The following is a 26,033-nucleotide window of genomic DNA, read 5'->3' as shown; positions in this document are numbered from 1 at the left end:
GCTGGAATCTGTGGGAGAAGCAGTTATGTCCGCCTCGTTTCCCGGGGCGTGTCGCGCGCCTTCTCTCTCGAACAAGGTTGCCAGCCGGAATGTGTGGAATTGTTGCGATCGTCGGTGACCGGCCGGCCGCCCAGCGGCTGTTCGACGGGCTCAAGCGGCTCGAGTACCGGGGTTATGACTCGGCCGGGATCTGCACCGTCCATGACGGTGAGCTCGACCGGCGGCGGGCCGAGGGCAAGCTCGAGAACCTGGGGCGCGAGCTGACGGCGCACCCGCTGCCCGGCGAGATCGGCATCGCCCACACCCGCTGGGCGACGCACGGCGCACCGACGGTCGGTAATGCGCACCCGCACATCGTCGGGCCGGTGGCGCTGGTCCACAACGGGATCATCGAGAACTTCAAGCCGCTCCGCGACGAGCTGATCGCGGAAGGGCGGCACTTCAACAGCGAGACCGACAGCGAGGTGGTGGCGCACCTCGTCGCCCGCGAGGTCGAGCGCGGCGCCGGGCCGGAAGAGGCGGTGGCGAGCGTGCTGCCGCGGCTGATCGGGGCCTTCGCGATCGCCTTCCTGTTCCGCGACCATCCCGACCTCGTGATCGGCGCGCGGATGGGGGCGCCGCTGACGGTCGGCTATGGCGAGGGCGAGAATTACCTCGGCTCCGACGCGCTGGCGCTCGCCCCGCTCACCCAGCGCATCGCCTATCTCGACGAGGGCGACTGGGTCGTGGCGAAGCGGGAAGGTGTGCAGATCTTCGACCGGGAGAACCGCCCGGTCAGCCGCGAGATCGTCACCTCGGGCGCGACCTCGGCGCCGATCGAGAAGGGCAACTACCGGCACTACATGCAGAAGGAGATCTTCGAGCAGCCGATCGTCGTCGCCCAGACGCTGCAGAGCTATGTGCGGCCGTTCGAAGGCGTGGTGGCGTTGCCCGACATGGGCTTCGACCTGGCGGGCGTGAAGCGGATCACCATCGTCGCCTGCGGGACCAGCTATTATGCCGGGCTGGTCGCCAAATACTGGTTCGAGCAGTTCGCCCGGGTGTCGGTCGACATCGATGTCGCCAGCGAGTTCCGCTACCGCGATCCCGTGCTCGAGCCGGGCGGCCTGGCGCTGTTCATCTCGCAGAGCGGCGAGACCGCGGACACGCTGGCGGCGCTCCGCCACGCCCGGTCGCAGGACCAGACCATCGCGGTGGTGGTCAATGTCCCGACCAGTTCGATGGCGCGCGAGGCGGACCTGCTGCTGCCGACCCACGCCGGGCCAGAAATCGGCGTCGCCTCGACCAAGGCCTTCACCTGCCAGCTGGCGGTGCTCGCCGCCTTTGCGGCCAACCTGGCGCGCGCCAAGGGACGGCTCGACGCGGCGGCCGAGGCCGACATCGTCGCCCACCTGCAGGAGGCGCCGGCGGCGCTCAACGCGGCGCTGGCGACCGACGAGGAGATCGAGGGGATGGCGCACCTCGTCGCCCCGGCGCGGGACGTCCTCTACCTAGGGCGGGGGCCGGACTTCCCGATGGCGCTTGAGGGCGCGCTCAAGCTCAAGGAGATCAGCTACATCCATGCGGAGGGCTATGCCGCCGGCGAGATGAAGCACGGGCCGATCGCGCTGATCGACGACCAGGTGCCGGTGATCGTGCTCGCGCCCTCCGGCCCGCTGTTCGAAAAGACCGTCTCCAACATGCAGGAGGTCCGCGCCCGCGGTGGGCGTATCGTCCTGATCAGCGACGCCGACGGGGTGGCCGAGGCGGGCGAGGGCTGCATGGCGACCATCACCATGCCCAAGGTCCACCCGCTGATCGCGCCGCTCGTCTATGCGGTGCCGGTCCAGCTGCTCGCCTACCATGTCGCGGTGTTCAAGGGCACCGACGTCGACCAGCCAAGGAACCTCGCCAAGAGCGTCACGGTTGAGTGAGCGGACGGGCGTTCTGGCCCGGACGGGCGAGGAGGTCGGCATGAAGACAGCGGCGATGATCGGCGGCGGAGTTGCGGCGCTGCTACTGGCGGGATGTGCGACCATGACTCCGGGCGCGGCGCCGGTGCGGGCCCCGCTGATGCTGGCGGACGGCACGCGGGTCGGCGAAGTCAGCCTGGTCGACCGGGGCGACGCGGTCGAGGTCCGGCTGATGGGCAGCGGCTTGCCGGCCGGAGTCCACGGCTGGCACCTTCACGCGGTGGGCCTGTGCGATGGCCCCAAGTTCACCTCCGCCGGCGGGCACTGGAACCCGACGGCCCGCCAGCACGGCCACCAGAACCCGGCCGGCTTTCACCAGGGCGACCTCGGCAACTTCACGGTCGGGGCGGACGGACGCTTCACGGCCGGCGGGACGGTCTCGGCGGCGATGCTTCGGGGCGGGGCCAGCCCGCTGCTCGATGCCGACGGCGCGGCGCTGGTCGTTCACACGGGACAGGACGACGAGCGGACCGACCCCGCGGGCAACAGCGGCGACCGGATCGCCTGCGCGGCGTTCCGCTAGCGGGCGGCGGCCGGACGGCTTGCCAACCGGCGGCGGTTCGGCCATAGGCGCGGCGCTGGCGACGGGCCCGTCCCGCCGCCCGCTTACGCTTTTGGACGACAGCCGGAGGGGCGGGTGCATGGTGCTCCCGTCAGCGATCGGCCAACATGGACGCAACGACATGCCGCTCTACGAGCATGTTTTCCTTGCGCGTCAGGACCTGGCCCAGGCCCAGGTGGACGCGCTCGCGGAAAACGCCACCAAGATCATCCAGGACAATGGCGGTTCGGTCGCCAAGACCGAGACCTGGGGCCTGCGCAGCCTGGCTTACCGCATCGCCAAGAACCGCAAGGCGCACTACGTCATGCTCGACGTCGACGCCCCGCCGGCGGCGATCGCCGAGCTGGAGCGCCAGACCAACATCAACGAGGACGTGATCCGCTTCCTGACCATCAAGGTCGAGGACCATGAGAAGGGTCCGTCGGCGATGATGCGCAAGGGCGATCGCGGTGACCGCGGCGATCGTGGTGACCGCGGCGATCGTGGCGAGCGCGGTCCGCGCCGCCGCGACGAGCAGCAGCAGGAGGCTTAAGACATGGCTCGTGCATTTTTCCGCCGCCGCAAGAGCTGCCCCTTCTCGGGCAAGGATGCCCCGAAGATCGATTACAAGGACGTGCGCCTGCTTCAGGGCTTCGTGTCCGAGCGCGGCAAGATCGTGCCGTCGCGGATCACCGCCGTCTCCTCCAAGAAGCAGCGTGAGCTGGCGAAGGCGATCAAGCGCTCGCGTCACCTCGGCCTGCTTCCCTACGTCGTGAAGTAAGGAGCGCCCCTATGGATGTCATTCTTCTGGAGCGCGTCGAGAAGCTGGGCGGGATCGGCGATGTCGTCACCGTCAAGAACGGGTTCGCCCGCAACTATCTTCTCCCGCGCAAGAAGGCGCTGCGCGCCAACGAGAGCAACCGCAAGCTGTTCGAAGCCAACCGGGCCCGCATCGAGTCCGAAAACGCCGAGCGGCGCACGGACGCGCAGAAGGGCGCGCAGGGGATCGACGGCAAGACGGTCCAGCTGATCCGTCAGGCGTCGAACACCGGCCAGCTCTACGGCTCGGTCTCGGCCCGCGACATCGTCGACGCGCTCGAGGCGGACGGCGCCAAGGTCGTCAAGAGCCAGGTCGTGCTCGATCGCCCGATCAAGGCGATCGGCATGCACGAGGTGCGCATCGCGCTTCACCCGGAGGTCAGCGTGACCGTCAAGGTCAACGTCGCCCGCAGCCCCGAGGAGGCCGATCTCCAGGCCCAGGGCGTCGACGTGATGGCGCAGATGTTCGAGCGCGACAACGCCGGCTTCACCGAGGACTATGACCCGAACGCCGAGCCCGGCGCGACGGCCGAGGCCCCGGCAGCGAGCGAGGGCGAGGGCGACACCGCCGCCGCCTGACACCAGGACCGGACCAACGGAACGGGGCCGTCGCGGGAGACCGCGGCGGCCCTTTTCGTTTCACCGCACCACCGGTCGTTCGTCGCATTGCCCGCCTGCGCCCCGGAACGCGCCCGCGCCGCTCCGGGTTGTCCGTTGCAGAGAGTATGGGGCTTGTACGGAGAGAGGATCCCGACATGGCTAACGAACGCGACCAGGACGCCCAGAACAACCAGTCCCAGGACCGGGAATATGGTCAGGGCCAGCAGAATGAATATGGCGGCCAGCAGCAGGGCGGCCAGAACGCCGGCCAAGGGCAGCAGGGCATCACCACCGGCAACATGGACAGCTCGAGCAGCAGCGGCGGCATGTCGGGCGATGCCGGCAGCAGCGGCGGCGGCATGGGCGGCCAGCCGATCGGCGGCAACGACAGCGGCACCGGCTCGGGCACGACGATGACCCAGGGCTACTCGGGCTCGGGCGAGTCGCAGACCGGCTACGGCAACAGCCAGGACAGCCAGGGTCAATCCGACCAGAGCGGCTACGCGCCGAGCGGCAACGCCGACCAGATGACCGGCAACCGTCCTGACGACGCCGTCTCGGGCAGCGGCAGCATGACCGGCAACGCCTCGGGCCAGTCGGGCGGCGGCAGCAGCGGCTTCGTCGGCTCCGGCCAGGGCGACAGCAGCAGCGACTATCTGCAGCAGGACTCGAACAGCCAGTCGGGCTTCGCCGAGCAGGGCCGCGGCGCGACCAACGACATGAGCCCCGACCAGGCGGCGAACGACAGCAACCGCGACGATAGCGGAAGCTAAGCAGGCACGGTCCCCTTGGACCAGGCGGCGCCGCGCTCCTTCCCCAGAGGAGCGCGGCGCTTTTCTTTGCGGCCGGCTCGACTATCGTCGCGCGGATGCAACCCTATCTCCAGCTCATGCGCCAGGTCCTCGCCGAGGGCGTGGAGCAGCAGGACCGGACCGGCACCGGCACGCTGTCCATCTTCGGTGCGCAGATGCGCTTCGACCTGTCGCGCGGCTTCCCGCTCCTCACCACCAAGAAGCTGCACACCCGCTCGATCATCGTCGAGCTGCTCTGGTTCCTGAACGGCGACACCAACGTCCGCTGGCTGCAGGAGCGCAAGGTCAGCATCTGGGACGAGTGGGCGGACTCGGCGGGCGATCTCGGCCCGGTCTACGGGAAGCAGTGGCGCGACTGGGAGACGGCGGACGGACGGCACATCGATCAGATCCGCGAGCTGGTGGAGCTGATCCGCCGCGACCCCGCCTCGCGTCGCCAGATCGTCACCGCCTGGAACCCCGGCGAGCTGGCGCGAATGGCGCTGGCGCCCTGCCACTGCCTGTTCCAGACCCAGGTGGCGGCGGGGCGGCTCAACCTCCAGCTCTACCAGCGCAGCGCCGACCTGTTCCTCGGCGTGCCCTTCAACATCGCCTCCTACGCGCTGCTGACGCACCTGCTGGCCCGCGAGTGCGGGCTGGAGCCCGGGACATTCGTCTGGACCGGCGGCGACGTGCATCTCTATTCCAACCATCTCGAGCAGGCGCGGCGGCAACTGGAGCGGGAGCCGCGCGCGCTCCCGCGGCTTGTCGTCCGGGATCGTGGGCAGGACCTCTTCTCCTACGAGGCCGAGGATTTCACCTTCGAGGCCTATGATCCGCATCCGCACATCGCCGCGCCTGTGGCGGTCTGATCACGGCTTTAACCATATTCGAGCGGGATGGACCCGTTCCGTCGCGGGGGCGTTACGAACGGGTCAAATGGGAGAAGTTTCATGATCCGCAAGGCTGTCACCCTCGTGCTCATCGGCGCCGGTCTGGCGACCGCGGCCTGCAACACCGTGCGCGGCGCCGCCCGTGACGTGAACTCGGCCGCCAACGCGACCGAGAACGCGATCAAGTAAGCTTCCGGGCTTACGAACACAGGAAGGCCCCGTCGGCGCTTGCCGGCGGGGCTTTTCGTATCGGTGCCGTTGCATCGTGGCCGCACTTCCCGCATCTGACCGGCTCGTCGTTCATCCTGGCGACAAGCGGGCGGGGCATAGTCTCCCGCTTCGTCGTCAGGCTTAGTTTAGAAGGGAGGGACCGATGGTTCGCAAGATGGTTGCGGTGGTGCTGGTGGCAAGCGCGATGTTGGTCGCGGCCTGCAATACGGTGCGTGGAATGGGCGAGGACGTCAGCTCCGCCGCTAACTCGACCGAGAACGCGATGAACGGCCGCTAGGCTTTCGCTTCTCTCGAAAGCAAAAAGCCCCGCCGGATCGTCTCCGGCGGGGCTTTTTTCGTTTCAGGGGCCCTCCCGCACGGAGCGGGAGGGCTGGCCTGGCTTAGTCCTGGAGATAGTCGCCCGCGTCGGCGTCGGTGCCGGTGCCCGACACCACCACCTCGGCGAGCGGATCCGGACCCGCGCCCGTGCTGTCGCGCGGGGAGCGGGCGAGCTCGGCCTGATGCTCTTCCTCGGCCGAGTTCGGGAGGATGAGCGACTCCTCGATCCGGCGCTGGGTGGCGCGGATCGCGGCGTCGCGGCTGGTTGCCGCCACCCGCAGCCGGTTCATGCCCGCGCCGGTACCCGCCGGGATGAGGCGGCCGACGATGACATTCTCCTTGAGGCCGTTGAGGCTGTCGATCTTGCCTTGGACGGAGGCCTCGGTGAGCACCCGGGTGGTCTCCTGGAACGAGGCCGCCGAGATGAAGCTGCGGGTCTGCAGCGACGCCTTGGTGATCCCGAGCAGGATCGGCTTGCCGACCGCCGGCCGCTCGTTCTTGCCGAGCTTGGAGTTGTTCTCGTCCATCTCCTCGCGATCGACCTGCTCGCCGGCGAGCAGCGTGGTGTCGCCGCCGTCGGTGATCTCGACCTTCTGCAGCATCTGGCGAACGATCACCTCGATGTGCTTGTCGTTGATCTTCACGCCCTGGAGTCGATAGACTTCCTGGATCTCGCTGACGAGATATTCGGCGAGCGCCTCGACCCCGAGCACCTCGAGGATGTCGTGCGGATCGGGCGAGCCGCCGACCAGGTTGTCGCCGCGCTTGACGTAGTCGCCTTCCTGGACGTCGATCACCTTGGACTTGGGCACGAGATACTCGACCGGATCGCCACCGTCCTCGGGGATGATCGCGATCTTCCGCTTGGCCTTGTAGTCCTTCATGAAGGTGACCTTGCCGGACACCTTGGCGATGATCGCATTCTCCTTCGGCTTGCGCGCCTCGAACAGCTCGGCGACGCGCGGCAGACCGCCGGTGATGTCACGCGTCCGCGCGGCTTCCCGCGGCATGCGCGCCAGCACCTCGCCGGCCTCGACCGACTGCCCGTCCTCGATCGCGACGATCGCGCCCGCCGCCAGCCGGTAGACGCCGGCTTCCGACGCGTCCGCCCCAAGCAGGGTGAGGCGCGGACGAAGGTCGTCCTTCTTGGAACGGGCCATGTCGTCGGTCACCACGCGCTGCGAGATGCCGGTCGATTCGTCGGTCTGCTCCGACATGGTGCGGTTCTCGATGAGGTCCTGGTACTTCACCGTGCCCGCGCGCTCGGTAATCACCGGGCTGAAGCTCGGATCCCACTCGGCGATGCGATCGCCGCGGCTGACGATGTGCCCGCTCTCGCAGAGGAGATGCGCGCCGTACGGCAGCCGGTGGGTCGACAGCTCGCGGCCGTCCATGTCGAGGATCGCGATTTCGCCCGACCGCGACAGGCTGACGTGCCGGCCGCGCGGGTCGGTGATCGTCGGCATGTTGCGGAGCTCGATCGTGCCGTCGACCGGCGCTTCGAGGTTGGACTGCTCGTTGAGCTGCGCCGCGCCGCCGATGTGGAAGGTCCGCATCGTCAGCTGGGTGCCCGGCTCACCGATCGACTGGGCGGCGATGACGCCGACCGCCTCGCCGATGTTGACCGGCGTACCGCGCGCGAGGTCACGCCCATAGCACTTGGCGCAGACGCCCTGCTTGGAGGCGCAGACCAGCGGCGAGCGGATCTTGATGCCCTGCAGGCCGAGCGACTCCAGCTTGGCGACCATCGGTTCGTCGAGCAGCGTGCCTTCCGGGATGGACAGCTCGTTGCTCTTCGGGTCGACGATGTCCTCCGCCGTGGTGCGGCCAAGGACGCGCTCGCCGAGCGAGGCGATGACCGCGCCGCCCTGGACGATGGCGCGCATCTCGAGGGCCCGGTCGGTACCGCAGTCCTCCTCGATGATCACGGCGTCCTGCGACACGTCGACGAGACGGCGGGTCAGGTAACCCGAGTTCGCCGTCTTGAGCGCCGTGTCGGCGAGGCCCTTGCGGGCGCCGTGCGTCGAGTTGAAATACTCGAGGACCGTCAGGCCTTCCTTGAAGTTCGAGATGATTGGCGTCTCGATGATCTCGCCCGACGGCTTGGCCATGAGGCCGCGCATGCCGGCGAGCTGCTTGATCTGCGCCTGCGAACCACGGGCACCCGAGTGGGCCATCATGTAGATGGCGTTGATCGGCTTCTCGCGGCCGTCGTCGCCCTTCGGGGTCGCGGAGATTTCCTTCATCATCTCCTGCGCCACGCGGTCGCCGCAGCGCGACCAGGCGTCGATCACCTTGTTGTACTTCTCCTGCTGCGTGATCAGGCCGTCCTGATACTGCTGCTCATAGTCCTTCACGAGGGTCCGGGTCTCCTCGACGAGGGGCTCCTTCGCCTGTGGGATGACCATGTCGTCCTTGCCGAACGAGATGCCGGCACGGAACGCGTGGCGGAAGCCCAGCGCCATGATGGCGTCGGCGAACAGCACCGTCTCCTTCTGGCCGGTGTGGCGATAGACGATGTCGATGACGTCGCCGATCTCCTTCTTGGTCAGCAGGCGGTTGACCGTCTCGAACGGGACCTTGTGCGTCTTCGGCAGGGTCTCGCCGAGGAGCATGCGGCCCGGGGTCGTCTCGAACCGCTTCATGTAGGTCTGGCCCTGCTCGTCGGTCTGCGGAACGCGGCTGACGATCTTGGTGTGCAGGGTGACGGCGCCGGCGGCGAGAGCCTGGTGGACCTCGGCCATGTCGGCCAGCATCGAGCCCTGGCCCGGCTCACCATCCTTCTCCATCGAAAGATAGTAGAGACCCAGCACCATGTCCTGCGACGGCACGATGATCGGCTTGCCGTTGGCGGGCGAGAGGATGTTGTTGGTCGACATCATCAGCACGCGCGCTTCCAGCTGGGCCTCGAGACTCAGCGGGACGTGCACGGCCATCTGGTCGCCGTCGAAGTCGGCGTTGAACGCGGCGCAGACCAGCGGGTGGAGCTGGATCGCCTTGCCCTCGATCAGCACCGGCTCGAACGCCTGGATGCCGAGGCGGTGGAGCGTCGGGGCGCGGTTCAGCAGCACCGGATGCTCGCGGATCACCTCGTCGAGGATGTCCCAGACTTCCTTGCGCTCCTTCTCGACCCACTTCTTCGCCTGCTTCAGGGTCATCGACAGACCCTTGGCGTCGAGACGCGAGTAGATGAACGGCTTGAACAGCTCGAGCGCCATCTTCTTGGGCAGGCCGCACTGGTGCAGCTTGAGCTCCGGACCGGTGACGATGACCGAACGGCCCGAATAGTCGACGCGCTTGCCGAGCAGGTTCTGGCGGAAGCGGCCCTGCTTGCCCTTGAGCATGTCGCTCAAGGACTTCAGCGGACGCTTGTTGGCGCCGGTGATCGTCCGGCCGCGGCGGCCGTTGTCGAACAGCGCGTCCACCGCCTCCTGCAACATGCGCTTCTCGTTGCGGACGATGATGTCCGGCGCACGCAGCTCGATAAGGCGCTTAAGGCGGTTGTTACGATTGATAACCCGCCGATAAAGGTCATTGAGGTCCGACGTCGCAAAGCGGCCGCCGTCCAGCGGGACCAACGGGCGGAGCTCCGGCGGGATAACCGGAACGACGTCGAGGATCATCCACTCCGGCCGGTTGCCCGACTCGAGGAAGCTCTCGACGACCTTCAGCCGCTTGATGATCTTCTTGGGCTTCAGCTCCGACTTGGTCTCGGCCAGCTCCTTGAGCAGCTCCGTCTTCTCGCCCTCGAGGTCGAGGTCCATGAGCATGATCTTGACCGCCTCGGCGCCGATCCCGGCGCTAAACGCATCCTCGCCATAATCGTCCTGAGCGGCGAGCAGCTCGTCCTCGGTGAGCAGCTGGTACTTCTCGAGCGGGGTTAGGCCCGGCTCGATCACCACATAGCTCTCGAAATAGAGAATCCGCTCGAGCTGCTTGAGCTGCATGTCGAGCAGAAGGCCGATGCGCGAGGGCAGCGACTTCAAGAACCAGATGTGCGCGACCGGGGCGGCGAGCTCGATATGGCCCATCCGCTCGCGGCGAACCTTCGAGACGGTGACCTCGACGCCGCACTTCTCGCAGACGATGCCCTTGTACTTCATCCGCTTGTACTTGCCGCACAGGCACTCATAGTCCTTGATCGGACCGAAAATGCGCGCGCAGAACAGGCCATCACGCTCGGGCTTGAACGTGCGATAGTTGATGGTCTCGGGCTTCTTGATCTCGCCGAACGACCAGCTGCGGATCTTCTCCGGCGAGGCGATACCGATGCGGATCTGGTCGAAGGTCTCCGGCTTCTGGACCGGATTGGCGAAATTGGTGAGTTCGTTCATCGTTTCTTGTCCTCACTCCCCTCCGAAATGCAGGAGGGGCCGGGGTGGGAAAGCTGTCCCCTCCCGCGCACGGGAGGGGAGGGTCGTCGTCCTTACTCGGCCGCGAGCGCCGGCGGCTCGGCGTCCGGATCCTCGATGCTGTCGAGCTCGAAGCTGAGGCCCAGGCTGCGGATTTCCTTGGCGAGCACGTTGAAGCTCTCCGGGATGCCCGCCTCGAACGTGTCGTCGCCCTTGACGATCGCCTCGTAGACCTTGGTCCGGCCGATCACGTCGTCCGACTTCACGGTCAGCATTTCCTGCAGCGTGTAGGCGGCGCCATAGGCTTGGAGCGCCCAGACCTCCATCTCGCCGAAGCGCTGGCCGCCGAACTGCGCCTTGCCGCCCAGTGGCTGCTGGGTGACGAGCGAGTAGGGGCCGATCGAACGAGCGTGAATCTTGTCGTCGACCAGGTGGTGGAGCTTCAGCATATAGATGTAGCCCACGGTCACCTTGCGGTCGAACGGGTCGCCGGTGCGGCCGTCGAACAGCGTGACCTGACCGGACGGATCGAGACCCGCCTTCTCCAGCATCGCCGATACGTCCGCCTCGCGGGCACCGTCGAACACCGGAGTCCCCATCGGCAGGCCGCCAACAAGGTTCTGCGCCAGCTCCATGACGCCATTGTCACTCTTGGCATCGATGTCGGCAGCATAGTCGTCGCCGTACATCTGCTTGAGCTTGGTGCGGACTTCGGCGACGTTGCCGTCGGCGAGCTCCTTGCCGCGCTCGTGCATGCTCTCGAGCATCTGCTGGACCTGCTGGCCGAGGCCGCGGGCAGCCCAGCCGAGGTGGGTCTCGAAGATCTGCCCGACGTTCATGCGCGACGGCACGCCCAGCGGATTGAGGACGATGTCGACCGGGGTTCCGTCCTCGAGGAACGGCATGTCCTCGTTGGGCAGGATGCGGCTGATGACGCCCTTGTTTCCGTGACGGCCGGCCATCTTGTCGCCCGGCTGAAGCTTGCGCTTCACCGCGACGAACACCTTGACCATCTTGAGCACGCCCGGGGCGAGCTCGTCACCCGCCTCGACCTTTTGGACCCGATCCTCGAACTTGCGGTTGATGACGCCGACGGCGTCGTCATACTGCGCCTTCAAGGCCTCGACGTCGGCCTGGCGGCTGTCGTCCTTGACCGCGATCTTCCACCAGTCGTGACGGTCGATGCTCTCAAGCGTCTCGTCGTCGAGCGTGGCGCCCTTCTTCATGCCCTTTGGAACGGCCGTGGCGACCTGGCCGAGGAGCATCTCGCGAAGACGGGCGAAGGTGGCGCGGTTGAGGATCGCGCGCTCGTCGTCGGCGTCCTTCTTGAGCCGGTCCTTCTCCTCAGTCTGGATGGCGCGGGTACGGTCGTCGATGTCTATGCCGTGGCGGTTGAACACCCGCACCTCAACGACAGTACCGGCCACGCCCGGCGGAAGCCGGAGCGAGGTGTCGCGGACGTCGGACGCCTTCTCGCCGAAGATGGCGCGGAGGAGCTTCTCCTCCGGGGTCATCGGGCTTTCGCCCTTAGGCGTGATCTTGCCGCACAGGATGTCGCCCGGCTCGACCTCGGCACCGATGTAGACGATGCCCGCCTCGTCGAGGTTGCGGAGCGCTTCCTCGCCGACGTTCGGGATGTCGCGGGTGATGTCTTCCGGCCCAAGCTTGGTGTCGCGGGCCATGACCTCGAACTCCTCGATGTGGATCGAGGTGAAGACATCGTCCTTCACGATCCGCTCGGAGATCAGGATTGAGTCCTCATAGTTGTAGCCGTTCCACGGCATGAACGCGACGAGGACGTTGCGGCCGAGCGCCAGCTCGCCGAACTGGGTCGAGGGGCCGTCGGCGATGATCTCGCCGGCCACGACCTCGTCACCCACCTTCACCAGCGGGCGCTGGTTGATGCAGGTGTTCTGGTTCGAGCGCTGGAACTTCATCAGCGTGTAGATGTCGACGCCGCTCTCGCCGGGGCGGAGCTCGCCGGTCACCCGGACCACGATACGGGTCGCGTCGACTTGGTCGACAATGCCCGGGCGGCGGGCGGCGATGGCGGCGCCGGAGTCGCGGGCGACCGTCTCCTCCATCCCGGTCCCGACTAGCGGGGCGTCGGCCTGGATTAGCGGCACCGCCTGGCGCTGCATGTTCGAACCCATCAGCGCGCGGTTGGCGTCGTCATTCTCGAGAAACGGAATGAGCGAGGCCGCCACCGACACGAGCTGCTTGGGGCTGACGTCCATCAGCGTGATCTGCTCGCGCGGAGCGATCAGGAAGTCGCCGGCCCGACGCGAGGAGATGATCTCCTCGGCGAAGGTGCCGTCCGGATTGATCTCCGCATTGGCCTGCGCGATCGTGTGCTTCGCCTCCTCCATCGCGGAGAGATAGACAACCTCGTCGCTGACCTTGCCATCGATCACCCGGCGGTACGGGGTCTCGATGAACCCGTACTTGTTGACTCGGCTGAAGCTCGCAAGCGAGTTGATCAGGCCGATGTTTGGCCCTTCCGGGGTCTCGATCGGGCAGATCCGGCCGTAGTGGGTGGGGTGGACGTCGCGGACCTCGAAGCCAGCGCGCTCGCGGGTGAGGCCGCCCGGCCCGAGCGCCGAAACGCGCCGCTTGTGCGTCACTTCGGAGAGCGGATTGGTCTGGTCCATGAACTGCGAGAGCTGCGAGGAACCGAAGAACTCGCGCACCGCGGCGACCGCCGGCTTGGCGTTGATGAGGTCGTTCGGCATCACCGTCGACACGTCGACGCTGCTCATCCGCTCCTTCACCGCGCGCTCCATGCGGAGCAGGCCGACGCGATACTGGTTCTCGAGAAGTTCTCCGACCGAGCGCACTCGGCGGTTGGCAAGATTGTCGATGTCGTCGATCTCGCCCTTGCCGTCCTTGAGGTTCACCAGCTCCTTGACGACCGCGATGATGTCCTCGGCGCGCAGCGTGGTGACCGTGTCCTCGGCGTCGAGGCCGAGGCGCATGTTGAGCTTGACTCGGCCGACGGCGGAAAGGTCGTAACGCTCGGGATCGAAGAACAGGCCGTAGAACAGCGCGTCGGCAGTCTCGCGGGTCGGCGGTTCGCCGGGGCGCATGACGCGGTAGATGTCCGACAGCGCCTGGTCGCCGTCCTCGGCCTTGTCGGCCTTGAGCGTGTTGCGGATCCACGGGCCGGTGTTGACATAGTCGATGTCGAGCAGCTCGAGCCGGTCGACGCCGGCCTTGTCGAGCTTCTCCAGCGCCTCGGGACCGACCTCGTCGCCGGCCTCGATGTAGATCTCGCCGGTGCCCTCGTTGATCAGGTCGAACGCCGAGAAGCGGCCGAAGATCTCCTCGGTCGGAACGACGAGGTTGGCGAGGCCTTCCTTGCCGGCCTGGTTGGCCCGGCGCGGGGTGATCTTCTCGCCCGCCTTGAACACGACCTCGCCGGTGTCGGCATTGGCGATGTCGAAGGTCGGCTTCTGGCCGCGCCACGCCTCGGCGACGTAGGGGATCTGCCAGCCATTGGCGCCGCGAACGTAGGTCACGGTGTTGTAGAAGGTGTTGAGCACCTCCTCGCTCGACAGGCCGAGCGCGTGCAGCAGCGCGGTGACCGGCAGCTTGCGCTTGCGGTCGATTCGGACGTTGACGATGTCCTTGGCGTCGAACTCGAAGTCGAGCCATGAGCCGCGGTAAGGGATGACGCGGGCGGCGAAGAGATACTTGCCCGAGGCATGGGTCTTGCCGCGGTCATGGTCGAACAGGACACCCGGCGAGCGGTGCATCTGCGAGACGATCACGCGCTCGGTCCCGTTGATGATGAAGGTGCCGTTCATCGTCATGAGCGGCATGTCGCCCATGTAGACGTCCTGCTCCTTAATATCGATGACCGACTTAGCCTCAGTGTCGGGATCGATCTCGAAGGTGGTGAGGCGCAGGGTCACGCGCATCGGAGCGGCAAAGGTCAGACCGCGCTGGCGGCACTCGTCGACGTCGAACTTGGGCTCTTCCAGCTCGTAGCGGTCGAAGTCGAGGTGCGCGGTGCCCGCGAAATCCTGGATCGGGAAGACCGAGCGAAGGGTCTTCTCGAGCCCCGAGACATAGCCGGTCGAGGGATTGGAACGGAGGAACTGCTCATAGCTCTCGCGCTGAACCTCGATGAGGTTCGGCATGTCGCTGATCTCGTGGATGTTGCCGAAGATCTTGCGGATGCGGCGGCTGTTGTTCCGGCGTCCGCTGGAGCTGTTATGAGGTGCGTCGATCGCCTTGGTGGCCATGGGATTCCCTGCGCTTTGCGGGCACGCGCCGTCGCCGGCCCGAACCCTGCTTCAAGTTCGTAGCGCTGTCCTGTCAGCCCCTCTCCATTCGTTCAGCCCGGTGCGCGGTCAGGCTGTGGCCCGGAGAGGGCAGGAAAGCCCCGGACGCACGGAATGGTGCGGCGAGGCCGATATGTGTTGGATGAGCCCCATATAGCGCATCGGGCGCGCAAGTGAAGGGGCAAGCGGCGGAAAACGCGAAAAAGCGGTTCGGGATCCGCCTTTGCTCGCCGCTAGTCGGAGAAGCGGCAGCCCGACGAGCCGAGCAGCGACCAGCGAACGGTCCCGCGCAGCGTTCCCAGCCGGGGCTCGTGAATGATCACCATGGAGCCGATCGGCAGGGTTTGGTCGGTCTCGATGCGGCAGCCGTCCTGCGAGATGTTGAGCATGACGCAGGGCACCGGGTCGCGGTCGTCCACCGCGACGGTCGCACTGACCCGCACGGGAAAGCGATCCCTCCGCTGCAACTGCACGCAACTCACCGTCAGTCTCCCCCGAGTCGACGTGTCGGATGCGGAGTCCCCGCTCCACGCTTCGCTTGTTAGCTCGCAAAGGGTTAAGGGTCGGTTGCACGACACAGTCGCACCCGTCGCCGGGGGTTGAGGTTTGGGGGGATTGTGCTAGGGGGTCGCCGTCCCGGTCCTCCGGGGCATCCGTCCGAGACCGTTGGCGGGGCTTGCCCCTTAATCCACCAGCCAGCGCTAGACGGGGAAGGAATTCAACGGCGCCGCCGCCGCCCGCCACAGCGGGGACAGCGGTTCCGTCGTGCGTTGCGGCTTGCAGCGCCTTGGACCCCCAACCCCACGGACAATCACGCTCGCGGCGCCGGCTTTCGGCCGTCGTCGCGGGGTCATTGAAGCCCGGCCCGGGGTTCGCCCGGGGCCGATTTGTTTGGAGTTGGCATGGATCGTTCGCAGAAAGCCGATCTGGTTGCCGAGCTGAAGAGCGTCTTCGCCGAGACCAGCGTGGTGGTGATCACCCGCAATCTCGGACTGACGGTGGCCCAGTCCACCGACCTCAGGCTGAAGATGCGCGACGCCGGCGCCCAGTTCAAAGTTGCGAAGAACCGGCTGGCCCTGATCGCGCTCGACGGAACGCAGTACAGCCCGATCGGTGACCTTCTCAAGGGCCCGACCGCGCTGGCGACCTCCGTCGATCCCGTCGCAGCCGCCAAGGTTGCGGTGGACTTCGCCAAGACGACCGACAAGTTCGAGATCGTCGGCGGAGCGATGGGCGACACGCTGCTGGACGTGGCAGGGATACAGGCACTCGCCGAACTCCCGAGCCTCGATCAGCTCCGTGGCACCCTCATCGGGCTCATCCAGGCGCCGGCGACCAAGATCGCCCGCGTCGTCAGCGAGCCCGGCGCGCAGCTGGCCCGGATCTTCCAGGCTTATGCCAGCAAGGAAGCGGCATAAGTCCTCGATTTTTCAACGCACGACATTGGGACCGTCCGTCCCGCACAGGAGTAGACAATGGCTGACATCAATTCGCTGGTCGACCAGCTCTCGGCGCTGACCGTTCTCGAGGCCGCCGACCTCGCCAAGGCGCTCGAGGAGAAGTGGGGCGTCTCGGCCGCCGCGGCCGTAGCGGTTGCCGGCCCGGCCGCCGGTGGCGCCGCCGCCCCGGCCGCCGAGGAGAAGACCGAGTTCGACGTGATCCTCACCGGCGACGGTGGCAAGAAGATCAACGTCATCAAGGAAGTCCGCGCGATCACCGGCCTGGGCCTGGGTGAGGCGAAGGCCCTCGTCGAGGGTGCGCCGAAGCCGGTCAAGGAAGGCGTCAACAAGGACGAGGCCGAGAAGATCAAGAAGCAGATCGAGGATGCCGGCGGCACCGTCGAGCTCAAGTAAGCTTTTTCGCTTCGTCAGGAGCGATCAGGAGAGGGCGGTCCCGGTTCGGGGCCGCCCTTTTTCGTTGGCGCGCCTGCCGGGATGCGGATGCGATCCGCGCATCCTCCTCCCCGTCGGGCGAAGCTGGCCCGAACGCCGGGCGAGGGGAGCGGCACCGGCACGCCGCGCGACCGCGAGCGGCCCCGCCCTCACCCTCCCACCGCTTCCGCGGCGGGCCCCTCCCTCTCCCCGCCGGGGAGAGGGGCAGTGGGTCGGCTGGCAACCCGAGACATGCGCGGACGCAGAGCTGTTCGGCACCTTGAGCCTGCTTCGGGAGGGGCATGGTGGAGGCAGCCACGTCGCGCGGATGGGTGCTGAAACAAAATCGGCAAAATGGGGCGGGGACCGTCCGCTTACGACCCATTGCGGACATTGCGACCGGCTGTAAGTTGATTGAGTGAGCGCGAGTTTCAGGCCCTTGTTAGTCGTCGGTGCTGCAGCGTGCCTTTCCTCGTGCTCACCTCCTCCCATTGACATTGTGGCTGAGAAGGTGGGCGGACAGTTGCTCTTGCGCCTGTCACAGGATTGGGGTTTTGTATTCAGCAGCAAACGAGTTCCGTGCGTTGGCGAGATTAGCATCCACGCGCCGGGAGTTTTCGACCGTTCCAAGGCTGCTTGGGCGATTGAGCAAAACCAAACGGTTCAGTGTCTAGACTTGCCGTCGGTAACTGTTGGTGCGGTGCCTGAGGGCTGGAAGGAAGTTGTTCCGCTTACAACAAGAAGCGGCCACACCTACACAGTTGAAGCCTATGGCATCGGCTCAGGCCGAATTGACGTTCGTCTCTGATCGCTAACCTGATCGCGCTGATGTCTGCTTTCCATCTGTGGACGCCCCTTCGGATGCAAGTGGGATTTTGAAGTTCTGGCTCGAAGTCGGATGCTGCCATCTGTCCGGCCTCTGATGCAGCGCTGAGCTGCTGGCCCGTATGGGAGTTCGCGGACCGGAACCACGTCACCAACAGCGTGCTCGCGGCACGGTGGAAAGCCCTGGTTCTTCCAGCCCCGTCTCGCCGACTGTTGTGCCATACTCTCCTTCGATCCGCCTTGCGCCCTCCGACGCCTCTGGCCCGCCTTGGCTTACGCCGCGATCGGGACCGGAGCCCTGTAATCCTCCTGCTTCACCAGCAAGGCCCAGACGGTGCGCGCCATTTTGTTGGCGAGCGCGACCGTGACCAGCATCCGCGGTTTTCTGGCGAGCATCCCTTCGAGCCATGAGCCTGCCGGCGCGCCGCGCCTACTCGCGTGGAGCACGACGGCGCTGCTGCCGATGATGAGCAGCCGCCGCAGTGTTCGCTCGCCCATCCGCGAGATCGCACCGAGCTTCTGCTTGCCGCCGGTCGAAGCCTGCCTGGGCACCAGCCCGAGCCAGGCGGCAAAGTCGCGGCCCTTGGCAAAGGTCTCGGCCGGCGGTGCGATCGCGGCGATCGCCGTGGCGGTAATCGGACCGATACCGGGGATCGTTATCAGCCGGCGCGCCACCTCATCCTCGCGGGCTCGCCGGGCGATCTCCTTGTCCAGCACGGCGATCCGTCGATCGAGATCAGCCAGCATGTCGACCATCATCGCGAACATCGGCCGTGCCGCTTGCGGCAGCGTGTCACCGATCTCGCCGTCCTCCAGCAGATCCGCCAGCAACCCCAGGTGCGCCGCACCCTTGGGCGCGACCCAGCCATATTCGGCGAGGTGCCCGCGGATCGCGTTGGCGATCTGGGTGCGCTGCTTCACCGCCAGGTCGCGCGTGCGAAACACCAGTGCTGCCGCCTGCTGCTCCTCGCTCTTCACCGCCACGAACCGCATGGCCGGCCGCTGTGCCGCCTCGCAGATCGCCTCGGCATCGATCGCATCATTCTTGTGCCGCTTCACATAGGGCTTCACGTAGGCCGGTGGGATCAGCCGGACATCGTGGCCCATCGCCCGCAGCTCGCGCGCCCAATGATGCGCGCCGCCGCAGGCCTCCAGTGCTACCCGGCAGCGCGGGTGTGCGGCGAAGAAGTCGAGCAGCTTGCCTCGCGTGAGCCGACGGCTGAACACCGCTCGGCCCGTCGCATCCGCACCGTGCGCGTGAAAAACATGCTTGGCGATATCCAGCCCGATGGTGATAACTTCCGACACGGACGCCTCCCTCAGTGGTGATCAACACCTCCACTCTGGCACATCGATGCCGTCGGGGGGCGTCCACCCCATCACCCAATGCAGACATCCATCAGGGCTGAGCTAATGCTCGCTCGTCACCAACCGGGAACAGCCTACTTTCCGATTTGAAACCGGCTGCACGCCAAATGCGGACAGCGTAGCGACCTACTTCGTCTCGGTCCTCGGTGGCGTAGAGGTCGGTATGGTCGAGCAGCATCGACAGGCGGCTGCGCACTGCGTTCTCTGTCAACGGTTCGGGAAGGCGACCGATGTCCCTGATCGCAGAGTCCACTGCATCTTGTAGGGGTTCGCGATCTTCCGGCGTGTCGGCTCCGGTGTAGTCACCGTGAGGGGTGAACTTCGTTTCCCTCAGGATCGCCGCAAGAGCAGGACGCTGTGGAGCAGGGGGCGCGGCACTTCCACAACTTGAAAGCGCGAACAGGCAGGCCACGGTGAGAAGGTGCAGACGCATGCTCACCAGGGTATCTGCGCGAATATTGCGTTACCACCCTTTGCGGACTTTCCCGTCACCCCGGGCCTGACCCGGGGTCCCGCTTCTTTCTGCTTGCTCCGGCGTGGGGAACGGCGGGTGGGCCTGGATGATGGCCGATCGGTACCGCGGCACGCTTGGCGTCGGTGTGACGGCCCGTCTCGCGTCCCGGATTTTGCAGCATCGAACCGGCGCGGGGTCGGGCTTCTGCCGCGGCTGCGGCCTCCGCCGCCTGGTCTGGGCTGGGCGCGGCGACAGCAGCGAGTGCATCGCCCACGAAAAGAGGCTCACGATGTGGCGGCGCGAGTGGAGGATCGCGTTGAACGAGCAGGCTGATCCCGACTGGGCCGGTCTGTTTGACGGGCTGGCCTGAGTAGAAGCGGGACCCCGGGTCAAGCCCGGGGTGACGGGCCAGCAACTGACGGCTTGCGACCCATTGTGGACATCAGCAGGTGCGGCATAGGCTTGCCTTTGTGGCGCGTAAGTTGAGGAACATCAGCGTTGGCTGCGCGGCTCTCGCCGTGCTGTTCGTCCTTGCCGCCTGGCTTGGTTCGCCGACCATTTGGGACCTTTTTTTCGCTACGGCCTACTGTCTGGATGGATATGGCGGTTGCCCTTGGAGCTAACGTCCGCTTTCCACCCGTGCGGACGTTAGTTGCAGGCCGCCATGGGTCGCCTCGCAAGTTGCATTTGCCCATCGGGCGCGTAGGTCACGTTCAATGTCGCGCCGTTTATCGGCCATAGAAAGCCGCCCGCGCCCTTAACGAAGAAGGCTCTTCCGCGCCGCTCCACGACGTCTACCGCCGTCGCCTCAATTAGCGTGCCGTGTTTGCCGCCGACCGGTGCGACAACTTTGAACCTGCCCACGTCTGTTTGCGCGCTGCGCAGGATCCCAGACGGCGTGAGTTCAAGCGGGCTGATGCCATCGGTCTCGTAACACCCAGCGAAGGGCTGAGGCGGAACGTAGTGCTCTCCGATGTGAGTATTCGCGACAAACAGGGCGGCAACTGCCGCAATGCCTGCTAAATAGAGGATCGAGAAAAACCGATCATACCGCCCGACCGTGTCTGTCTTTGCATAGCCAGCTTCACCGTCGTTCATTTGTCCAGCTTAGCGGAGATACGTACGGTTTCCAGCCTTGGGGGTCGATCCGCTTCCATCCTTAGCGGACGTTCGCCGGCCATCCCGGGAGACCCACTCCCGCCGTTCAGCCCGAGTTGCGGAGGGCGGTGGCGATGGCGTTGATCGAGAGCTGGATGCCGTCGGTGATGCGCGGGTCGGTCTCGCCCGCGCGGTGGCGCTTCAGCAGTTCGAGCTGGAGGAGGTTGAGCGGCTCGATGTAGGGGAGGCGGAGGCGGATCGAGGCGTCGAGCGCGGGGCTCTTCTCGAGCAGCGCGGACTGGCCGGTGATTTCGAGCAGGCGGTCGTGGGTCCGCTGCCATTCGTCGCGGATGCGGCCGAACAGCGCGTCGGCGAGCGCGCGGTCCTCGACCAGCCCGGCGTAGCGCTCGGCGATCCGCAGGTCGGACTTGGCGAGCACCATCTCGAGATTGTCGAGGGTGACCCGGAAGAAGGGCCAGCGCTGGTCCATCTCGCGCAGCAGCTCGAGATCGTCGAAGGCGGCGAGCGCGCTGCCGACACCGAACCAGCCGGGCAGCATGACGCGGGCCTGCGCCCAGCTGAACACCCACGGGATCGCCCGCAGGTCCTCGATCCGGTCGCTCTTGGTCCGGCTCGCCGGGCGCGAGCCGATCTTCAGGTCGGCGATCTCGGTGATCGGGGTCATCTGGCGGAAGAAGGTCTTGAAGCCCTCGGTATCGTAGACGAGCCCGCGATAGGCGCGGAAGGCCGCGTCGCTGATCGTCGCCGCGGCGGCCGAGTAGCGCTCGCGAGTGGAGAGCGAGCGGGGCTTGAGCGAGGCGAGCACGGTCGCCGAGGCCATCGCCTCGAGGTTGAGGAGGGCGCTGTCGCGGGTGCCGTATTTGGCGGCGATGACCTCGCCCTGCTCGGTGATCCGGATGCGGCCCTGGACAGTGCCGGCGGGCTGGGCGGTGATCGCGGCGAAGGCCGAGCCGCCGCCGCGCCCGACCGCGCCGCCGCGGCCGTGGAACAGCTGGAGGGTGACCCGCTGCTCCGCGAACAGAGACGCCAGCTGCTGGCTGGTGCGGTGGAGGCTCCACACGCTGGTGAAATAGCCGCCGTCCTTGTTGCTGTCGGAGTAGCCGACCATGACTTCCTGGTAGCGGTGCGCGGCGGCGATCGCGCTGCCCTCGGGCGAGGTGAGCCAGGCGCGCATGACCGTCTCGGCGCGCTCGAGGTCGGCGATGGTCTCGAACAGCGGGATCGCCTCGATCGGGCTGCCGCCGCCGTGCCACAGGCCGGCCTCCTTGAGCAGGGTGAAGACCTCGAGCAGGTCGGACACGCTGTTCGCCTTGGAGATGAGATAGGCGTTGATGCAGCCCGGGCCATAGCGGGCGTGCGCCTCGGCCGCGGCGTGGACGATGGCGAGCTCGCCGCGGGTCTCGTCGCTGTAGCCGGCGAAGGGGGTGGAGAGGAGGCGCGGGCTGGCCAGCTCGCGGCGGAGCAGCGCGGCGCGGTCGTCCTCCGCGAGGGCGAGATAGTCGGGTTCGAGGCCGGCGGTCTTCAGCAGCTCGGCGACGACCCGCTCGTGGACGTCGGCGTTCTGGCGCAGGTCGAGCGTCGCGAGGTGGAAGCCGAAGGTCTCGATTCCCCGCAGCAGCGCCTCGAGCTTGCCCGCCGCGAGTTCGCCGTGGCCGCCCTGGGTCAGCGAGCGGGCGACCGCGCGGAGGTCTGCGGCGAACTCGTCGGCGGCGGCGTAGCGCTCGGCCTCCAGCGAGGCGGGGCGGGGCGGCGGATGGCCGACGATCGCGGCGTAGGTGGCGGCGAGGCGGGCGTAGATCCACACCAGTGCGCGGCGGTAGGGCTCGTCGGCGCGGGTCGGGCCGTGGTCGCCATGATCGGCGAGCGCGAGCAGCTCGGTGGTGACCGGGGCGAGCTCGCTGCTGATCGACAGCTCGGCGCCGAGCGCATGGACCCGCTCGAGATACCAGGCGAGCACCGCCTCGGCGTTCCGGCTGAGCGCGAGCCGGAGGCTCTCGGCGGTGACGAACGGGTTTCCGTCGCGGTCGCCGCCGATCCAGCTGCCGAGCCGGACGAAGCTCGCCGGGCGCGCGCCGAGCTCGCGCTCCCAGCGGGCGTAGAGGGCGGGCAGCGCGTCGAGGAAGACGTCGCGGAAATAGGACAGCGCGTTCTCGACCTCGTCGGCGACATAGAGCCGTTCGTGGCGCAGCGGCCGGGTCTGCCATAGCAGCGCGATCTGGCGCCGGATCTCGCCCTCGACCGGCTCGCCCTCGGCGGTCTCCTCGATCCCGCGGTCGCGCAGGCGGAGCAGCTGGGCGATGCGGTTGCGGTGGTCGAGGATCGACTTGCGCCGGACCTCGGTCGGGTGGGCGGTCAGCACCGGCACCGCGAGCCCGCCCGCGAGCAGCTGGAGCACCGAGTCGCGCCCGATCCCCGCGCCGTCCAGCTCGGCGAGCACCTCGGCCATCGTCGCGCCCGGCTCGGCCGCCATCCCCTGGCGGTCCTCGGCGAGGTTGGCGAGGAGCGAGAAGAGCATGAAGCCGCGGGTGAAGGCGAGCGTGTCGTCAAGGCTGAGCGCGCCGAGGCCGAGGTCGCCCGCAACGGCGTCGGCCAGCCCGCGGTGGCGATCGACCGAGGCGGAGCGGATCTCCTCGGTGCGGCGGAACAGCTCCTCGCCGCCGAACTCGCGGATGACGTCGCCGAGAAGCCGGCCGAGGAAGCGGATGTCGGGGATCTGCTCGATCGTCGTCGCCATGGAGGCGGTCATGGGGGGCAGGACCCGGGGCGGCAAGGGCGCCGCATAGCTATTCGTGACCGGCCGCCCTGCTGTCCGGACCATGGGAGGGCGGGGCGGCGGAGCGCGGCGGCGCGGCAGCGGCGGGCGCCGGCAGCGCGGCCAGCGCGGCGAGCAGCTGGTCGGCGCGAAACGGCTTCTGCAGCCGCGGCACCGCGGCGAACTCGGGCGGGATGGCGAGCAGGTCGTAGCCGGTCGCGATGAGGGTCGGGATGCCCGCCCCGGCGAGCGCCCGGACGAGGTCGAAGCGGGGGCCCTGCCCGAGGTCGATGTCGATCAGCGCGGCGTCGCAGCAGCCGGGCTCCCCGGCGAGCAGCGCGAGCGCCGTCTCGCTGGTCGGCTCGGGCCCGATCACCGAGGCGCCCGCTCCCTCAAGCCAGTCGCAATAGTCGCGGGCGAGCAGATAGGCGTCCTCGACGACGAGCAGGCGGCGACCGCGCAGCGGCGAGCCCCTTTCCATGCCGCACCCCTTTCATCACGGAGAGCCGAAGCTCTCGCCGGCCGGGACGCTGGAAGGGCACACGCCGGGCGGAGGCCAAAACCCGCCGGCTACTCGCCGAACCGAGACAGCTACTTACATTAAGAAACGGACAGAATCACCTGTCTTAATGGGTGAGGGCGGGTGGCGGCGTCGGTAACCCGCCTCGGAAGGCTCAGGAATAGAGCCGTTCGTTGGCCGCCATGCAGGTGGCCATGTCGAACTTGCCCGCCGCCGCCATCGCCGAAATCTGCATCGCCTGGCGCAGTCCGGGATCGTCGAGCAACTCGGCCATGTGGCGCGCGAGCTCGTCGGGTGAGACCTGGCCGCCGTCGCGGCGGAGCAGCCGCCCGGCGAGGCTTCCGTCGGGCGCCGTGATCATCTCGCGGATGGCGCCGACGTCGGTGGCGATGACGGGCTTGCCGCTGACCAGATACTCGATGATCACCGTCGGCAGGCTCTCGTGCGGAAAGAGCGTCGGCAGGAGCGCCACGTCGAAACGGCGGATCTCGGACAAGGGATCGGTGGTCGCGCCGCGGAACTCGACTCCGGGCGGCTGCGGCCTGGAGCGGAGCTCGTCGAGGAACGGGCCGTCGCCGACCAGGACCAGGCGCGTGTCCGGCCGACCCACTTTCTCGAAGGCGGCGATCGCGACTTCCCAGCCCTTGAGCCTTACCCCGCGCGACAGCATGCCGAAGCGGAACTCCCTGGTGTCGAGCGGCGGCGCATCGTCGCGGCTGGAGGGCACATAGCCGTTGCGGATCTGGTGCAGCCTCGGCGCGACCGCCGGGTAGCGCGCGAGAAGAAAGTCGCGGTGCTCGTCGCAGATGGCGACGATCGCATCGGCCGACCCCATGATCCGGCTCGCGACCTGCTCGACGCCGATCATCTGCGGGTCGGCGTGGCCCGCGAGGTAGGGCGCGTAATCGCCGTGCATCGTCAGCACGTGCCGGACTGGGTGGCCAGCGCCCTCGCGCGCGTCGGCGACGAGGCGGTCGGCCTTGAGCAGGTGGGAATGGATCGCGTCGGGGCGGAAGGAGCGGATCAGGCCGAGGAGCCAGCGGCGCTGCATCGCGCGCTGCGGCGAGCGGTCGATCCCCAACCGGCGGAGCAGAGTGTCCAAGCGGTGCCAGTTGCGCTTGGCGGGGAGGCGGAGGCTGGCGAAGCGGATCCCGGGAGCGAGCTGCGCGCGCAGGCCGGGTTCGACCCGCTCGCCATGCATGACCGCGAGCATGACCTCGTGCCGCGCGGCAAGCGCATTGGCGAGCCGCAGGCCGAAGATTTCGGCACCGCCGATGGTCAGCGTTTCAAGCAGGATGAGGATGCGCAATTCGTGTCGGCCCGTTGCTGGGGCGAACCCTAGTCGGCGCAGGCGAAAGATCAACGCGCTGCATCGGCTTGTCGGCGGTGAAGAGCGATAGCTGAGAGGGAGTAAGGGGTAGATCCGCTTGTCCACAAATTGGCGGGACCACGGCTAGACAAACCCTTTGCTGTTCCAGATAGGTTAACACATCTTGACATTGTCACGCTGATACGGTACACACTGGGCAAGCTGGATCTTGGTGGCCGGGGCAGAGATGCTCCGGCCTTTTTCGTGGGAGGAGCGGTTGGACAAGGAGCGGGCGCGGGCCGGGACGGGGGGCACTTCGGGGACCGGCAGGAGGCGGGGGACGCGGGCGACGGGTGGCGCAAAGAGGGCGTCGGCGGGGATCAAGGCCCCAGTCGGGGCCAAGGCATCGGCAAGGGCCAAGCTGGGGGCCGGGGGCAAGGCGGCGGCGGGACGCAAGTCGCGGGCTGGGAGCAAGGCGCCTCGAGCGGGAAGGTCCGCGGGTAGGACCGGAGCGCCGGCGAGCGAGCCGCGCGAGGTTCGCGTGGTGCCACGTGAGGGCGGGGGGCGCCAGCTGGTAGAGAATAGAGGTGTTCCGGCGCGGTTCGGGCGGGAGCGGCAGCGCGACTTTCTCGCGCACCTGGCGGCGACCTGCAACGTGAAGGCCTCGGCGCGCGCAGCCGGCATCTGCTACAGCGCCGTCTATCGCAAGCGGGATAGCGACAGCTGGTTCCGCGAGCATTGGCGCAAGGCGGTCGAGCTTGGCTACGATCGGGTCGAGCTGCGGCTGCTGGCAGAGAGCGCGCCCGAGGTGATCGAGCCGGCCGACGGCGACGGGTCGGCGGCGGCGGGCAAGCCGGCGCCGCTCGACCGCGAACTCGCCTTCAAGCTGCTCAAGGCGCATCGCCACTTCGGCGAGCGGACCGGGCGCGGCGCGGGCGAGCGACGGGAGCGCAGCTTCGCCGAGGTCGCGGCCGCGGTCACCCGCGCACTCAAGGTACTGCGGGTGCGGATCGAGGAGGGGGACGCCTGAGC

The 26,033-nt window shown here is 67.4% G+C and carries 22 protein-coding genes; 13 read left to right on the top strand and 9 right to left on the bottom strand.

Annotated features, from left to right (window positions below; all coding sequences use genetic code 11):
• Positions 1–89: 89 nt before the first annotated feature.
• The 9 genes from glmS (at position 90) to HMF7854_RS12655 (ending at position 6,104) form a co-directional block, all read left to right on the top strand.
• A complete protein-coding gene (gene glmS, locus HMF7854_RS12695) occupies positions 90–1,913 on the top strand; it encodes a glutamine--fructose-6-phosphate transaminase (isomerizing) (protein WP_126719470.1) in 1,824 nt (607 codons plus the stop codon).
• 40 nt (positions 1,914–1,953) lie between these two features.
• Entirely contained in the window at positions 1,954–2,475 is a 522-nt protein-coding gene (locus HMF7854_RS12690) for a superoxide dismutase family protein (protein ID WP_126719468.1), read from the top strand.
• Between the two features lie 160 nt (positions 2,476–2,635).
• Positions 2,636–3,046, top strand: coding sequence for a 30S ribosomal protein S6 (gene rpsF / locus HMF7854_RS12685; RefSeq protein ID WP_126720218.1), 411 nt, complete (start codon positions 2,636–2,638; stop codon positions 3,044–3,046).
• A gap of 3 nt (positions 3,047–3,049) precedes the next feature.
• Positions 3,050–3,274, top strand: a complete 225-nt coding sequence (gene rpsR / locus HMF7854_RS12680; RefSeq protein ID WP_126719466.1) for a 30S ribosomal protein S18 — start codon at positions 3,050–3,052, stop codon at positions 3,272–3,274.
• Between the two features lie 11 nt (positions 3,275–3,285).
• Positions 3,286–3,891 carry a 50S ribosomal protein L9 gene (rplI, locus tag HMF7854_RS12675; RefSeq protein ID WP_126719464.1) on the top strand — a complete coding sequence of 202 codons (606 nt, stop codon included), beginning with the start codon at positions 3,286–3,288 and terminating at the stop codon, positions 3,889–3,891.
• 176 nt (positions 3,892–4,067) lie between these two features.
• On the top strand, positions 4,068–4,685 hold the full coding sequence (locus HMF7854_RS12670; protein ID WP_126719462.1) for a hypothetical protein: 618 nt from the start codon (positions 4,068–4,070) through the stop codon (positions 4,683–4,685).
• Positions 4,686–4,780: 95 nt separating this feature from the next.
• The gene (locus HMF7854_RS12665; protein WP_126719460.1) at positions 4,781–5,575 is read left to right on the top strand and encodes a thymidylate synthase; all 795 of its coding nucleotides are present in this window, start codon (positions 4,781–4,783) and stop codon (positions 5,573–5,575) included.
• An 81-nt stretch (positions 5,576–5,656) separates the two neighbouring features.
• Positions 5,657–5,785, top strand: a complete 129-nt coding sequence (locus HMF7854_RS12660) for an entericidin EcnA/B family protein (protein WP_126719458.1) — start codon at positions 5,657–5,659, stop codon at positions 5,783–5,785.
• 184 nt (positions 5,786–5,969) lie between these two features.
• The gene (locus HMF7854_RS12655) at positions 5,970–6,104 is read left to right on the top strand and encodes an entericidin A/B family lipoprotein (RefSeq protein ID WP_126719456.1); all 135 of its coding nucleotides are present in this window, start codon (positions 5,970–5,972) and stop codon (positions 6,102–6,104) included.
• 103 nt (positions 6,105–6,207) lie between these two features.
• On the opposite strand, the gene rpoC is transcribed toward HMF7854_RS12655, so the two are convergent.
• The 3 genes from rpoC to HMF7854_RS15835 form a co-directional block, all read right to left on the bottom strand.
• Positions 6,208–10,479, bottom strand: coding sequence for a DNA-directed RNA polymerase subunit beta' (rpoC, locus tag HMF7854_RS12650; protein ID WP_126719454.1), 4,272 nt, complete (start codon positions 10,477–10,479; stop codon positions 6,208–6,210).
• A 92-nt stretch (positions 10,480–10,571) separates the two neighbouring features.
• A complete protein-coding gene (gene rpoB, locus HMF7854_RS12645) occupies positions 10,572–14,744 on the bottom strand; it encodes a DNA-directed RNA polymerase subunit beta (protein WP_126719452.1) in 4,173 nt (1,390 codons plus the stop codon).
• A gap of 272 nt (positions 14,745–15,016) precedes the next feature.
• Positions 15,017–15,256, bottom strand: a complete 240-nt coding sequence (locus tag HMF7854_RS15835) for a PilZ domain-containing protein (RefSeq protein ID WP_275402009.1) — start codon at positions 15,254–15,256, stop codon at positions 15,017–15,019.
• Positions 15,257–15,685: 429 nt separating this feature from the next.
• Between HMF7854_RS15835 and rplJ the strand changes: the two genes are divergently transcribed.
• Together rplJ and rplL are read left to right on the top strand one after the other, a co-directional pair.
• The gene (gene rplJ, locus HMF7854_RS12635; protein WP_126719449.1) at positions 15,686–16,201 is read left to right on the top strand and encodes a 50S ribosomal protein L10; all 516 of its coding nucleotides are present in this window, start codon (positions 15,686–15,688) and stop codon (positions 16,199–16,201) included.
• Between the two features lie 57 nt (positions 16,202–16,258).
• Entirely contained in the window at positions 16,259–16,636 is a 378-nt protein-coding gene (gene rplL / locus HMF7854_RS12630) for a 50S ribosomal protein L7/L12 (protein WP_126719447.1), read from the top strand.
• A gap of 1,116 nt (positions 16,637–17,752) precedes the next feature.
• Here rplL and HMF7854_RS12620 read toward each other — a convergent pair.
• Together HMF7854_RS12620 and HMF7854_RS12615 are read right to left on the bottom strand one after the other, a co-directional pair.
• The gene (locus tag HMF7854_RS12620; protein WP_126719444.1) at positions 17,753–18,787 is read right to left on the bottom strand and encodes an IS110 family RNA-guided transposase; all 1,035 of its coding nucleotides are present in this window, start codon (positions 18,785–18,787) and stop codon (positions 17,753–17,755) included.
• A 91-nt stretch (positions 18,788–18,878) separates the two neighbouring features.
• The gene (locus HMF7854_RS12615; RefSeq protein WP_221766448.1) at positions 18,879–19,280 is read right to left on the bottom strand and encodes a hypothetical protein; all 402 of its coding nucleotides are present in this window, start codon (positions 19,278–19,280) and stop codon (positions 18,879–18,881) included.
• Positions 19,281–19,410: 130 nt separating this feature from the next.
• On the opposite strand from HMF7854_RS12615, the gene HMF7854_RS12610 reads away from it, so the two are divergent.
• On the top strand, positions 19,411–19,671 hold the full coding sequence (locus HMF7854_RS12610; protein WP_185829338.1) for a GIY-YIG nuclease family protein: 261 nt from the start codon (positions 19,411–19,413) through the stop codon (positions 19,669–19,671).
• A 278-nt stretch (positions 19,672–19,949) separates the two neighbouring features.
• Here HMF7854_RS12610 and HMF7854_RS12605 read toward each other — a convergent pair whose 3' ends face one another.
• The 4 genes from HMF7854_RS12605 to HMF7854_RS12590 all read right to left on the bottom strand — a co-directional run bounded on the left by HMF7854_RS12605 (position 19,950) and on the right by HMF7854_RS12590 (position 25,001).
• Positions 19,950–20,399: a hypothetical protein gene (locus HMF7854_RS12605; protein WP_126719439.1), complete on the bottom strand. Its 450-nt coding sequence runs from the start codon at positions 20,397–20,399 to the stop codon at positions 19,950–19,952.
• Between the two features lie 106 nt (positions 20,400–20,505).
• Entirely contained in the window at positions 20,506–23,154 is a 2,649-nt protein-coding gene (ppc, locus tag HMF7854_RS12600; protein ID WP_239016978.1) for a phosphoenolpyruvate carboxylase, read from the bottom strand.
• Positions 23,155–23,203: 49 nt separating this feature from the next.
• Complete coding sequence (locus HMF7854_RS12595) at positions 23,204–23,653, bottom strand: response regulator (RefSeq protein WP_185829275.1); 450 nt, start codon at positions 23,651–23,653, stop codon at positions 23,204–23,206.
• Positions 23,654–23,846: 193 nt separating this feature from the next.
• On the bottom strand, positions 23,847–25,001 hold the full coding sequence (locus HMF7854_RS12590) for a glycosyltransferase family 4 protein (RefSeq protein ID WP_185829274.1): 1,155 nt from the start codon (positions 24,999–25,001) through the stop codon (positions 23,847–23,849).
• A 544-nt stretch (positions 25,002–25,545) separates the two neighbouring features.
• On the opposite strand from HMF7854_RS12590, the gene HMF7854_RS12580 reads away from it, so the two are divergent.
• Positions 25,546–26,031 (top strand): hypothetical protein, encoded by a 486-nt coding sequence (locus HMF7854_RS12580; protein ID WP_185829273.1) that lies wholly within the window; start codon positions 25,546–25,548, stop codon positions 26,029–26,031.
• Positions 26,032–26,033 lie beyond the last annotated feature (2 nt).

This window comes from Sphingomonas ginkgonis, assembly GCF_003970925.1.
Classification (GTDB): domain Bacteria; phylum Pseudomonadota; class Alphaproteobacteria; order Sphingomonadales; family Sphingomonadaceae; genus Sphingomicrobium; species Sphingomicrobium ginkgonis.
The sequence above is the reverse complement of the archived record's forward strand: the minus strand, read 5'-3'. Positions and strand labels throughout refer to the sequence as shown.

What these genes read in the sequence shown, in the direction of transcription:
- glmS (WP_126719470.1), top strand. Translation starts at nt 90, where the DNA reads ATGTGTGGAATTGTTGCGATCGTCGGTGACCGGCCGGCCGCCCAGCGG.
- rpsF (WP_126720218.1), top strand. Translation starts at nt 2,636, where the DNA reads ATGCCGCTCTACGAGCATGTTTTCCTTGCGCGTCAGGACCTGGCCCAG.
- HMF7854_RS12660 (WP_126719458.1), top strand. Translation starts at nt 5,657, where the DNA reads ATGATCCGCAAGGCTGTCACCCTCGTGCTCATCGGCGCCGGTCTGGCG.
- HMF7854_RS12670 (WP_126719462.1), top strand. Translation starts at nt 4,068, where the DNA reads ATGGCTAACGAACGCGACCAGGACGCCCAGAACAACCAGTCCCAGGAC.
- rplI (WP_126719464.1), top strand. Translation starts at nt 3,286, where the DNA reads ATGGATGTCATTCTTCTGGAGCGCGTCGAGAAGCTGGGCGGGATCGGC.
- HMF7854_RS12595 (WP_185829275.1), bottom strand. Translation starts at nt 23,653, where the DNA reads ATGGAAAGGGGCTCGCCGCTGCGCGGTCGCCGCCTGCTCGTCGTCGAG.
- HMF7854_RS12615 (WP_221766448.1), bottom strand. Translation starts at nt 19,280, where the DNA reads ATGCGTCTGCACCTTCTCACCGTGGCCTGCCTGTTCGCGCTTTCAAGT.
- rpoB (WP_126719452.1), bottom strand. Translation starts at nt 14,744, where the DNA reads ATGGCCACCAAGGCGATCGACGCACCTCATAACAGCTCCAGCGGACGC.
- rpsR (WP_126719466.1), top strand. Translation starts at nt 3,050, where the DNA reads ATGGCTCGTGCATTTTTCCGCCGCCGCAAGAGCTGCCCCTTCTCGGGC.
- ppc (WP_239016978.1), bottom strand. Translation starts at nt 23,154, where the DNA reads ATGGCGACGACGATCGAGCAGATCCCCGACATCCGCTTCCTCGGCCGG.
- rplL (WP_126719447.1), top strand. Translation starts at nt 16,259, where the DNA reads ATGGCTGACATCAATTCGCTGGTCGACCAGCTCTCGGCGCTGACCGTT.
- HMF7854_RS12665 (WP_126719460.1), top strand. Translation starts at nt 4,781, where the DNA reads ATGCAACCCTATCTCCAGCTCATGCGCCAGGTCCTCGCCGAGGGCGTG.
- HMF7854_RS12610 (WP_185829338.1), top strand. Translation starts at nt 19,411, where the DNA reads ATGGCCGATCGGTACCGCGGCACGCTTGGCGTCGGTGTGACGGCCCGT.
- HMF7854_RS12690 (WP_126719468.1), top strand. Translation starts at nt 1,954, where the DNA reads ATGAAGACAGCGGCGATGATCGGCGGCGGAGTTGCGGCGCTGCTACTG.
- HMF7854_RS12655 (WP_126719456.1), top strand. Translation starts at nt 5,970, where the DNA reads ATGGTTCGCAAGATGGTTGCGGTGGTGCTGGTGGCAAGCGCGATGTTG.
- rplJ (WP_126719449.1), top strand. Translation starts at nt 15,686, where the DNA reads ATGGATCGTTCGCAGAAAGCCGATCTGGTTGCCGAGCTGAAGAGCGTC.
- rpoC (WP_126719454.1), bottom strand. Translation starts at nt 10,479, where the DNA reads ATGAACGAACTCACCAATTTCGCCAATCCGGTCCAGAAGCCGGAGACC.
- HMF7854_RS12605 (WP_126719439.1), bottom strand. Translation starts at nt 20,399, where the DNA reads ATGAACGACGGTGAAGCTGGCTATGCAAAGACAGACACGGTCGGGCGG.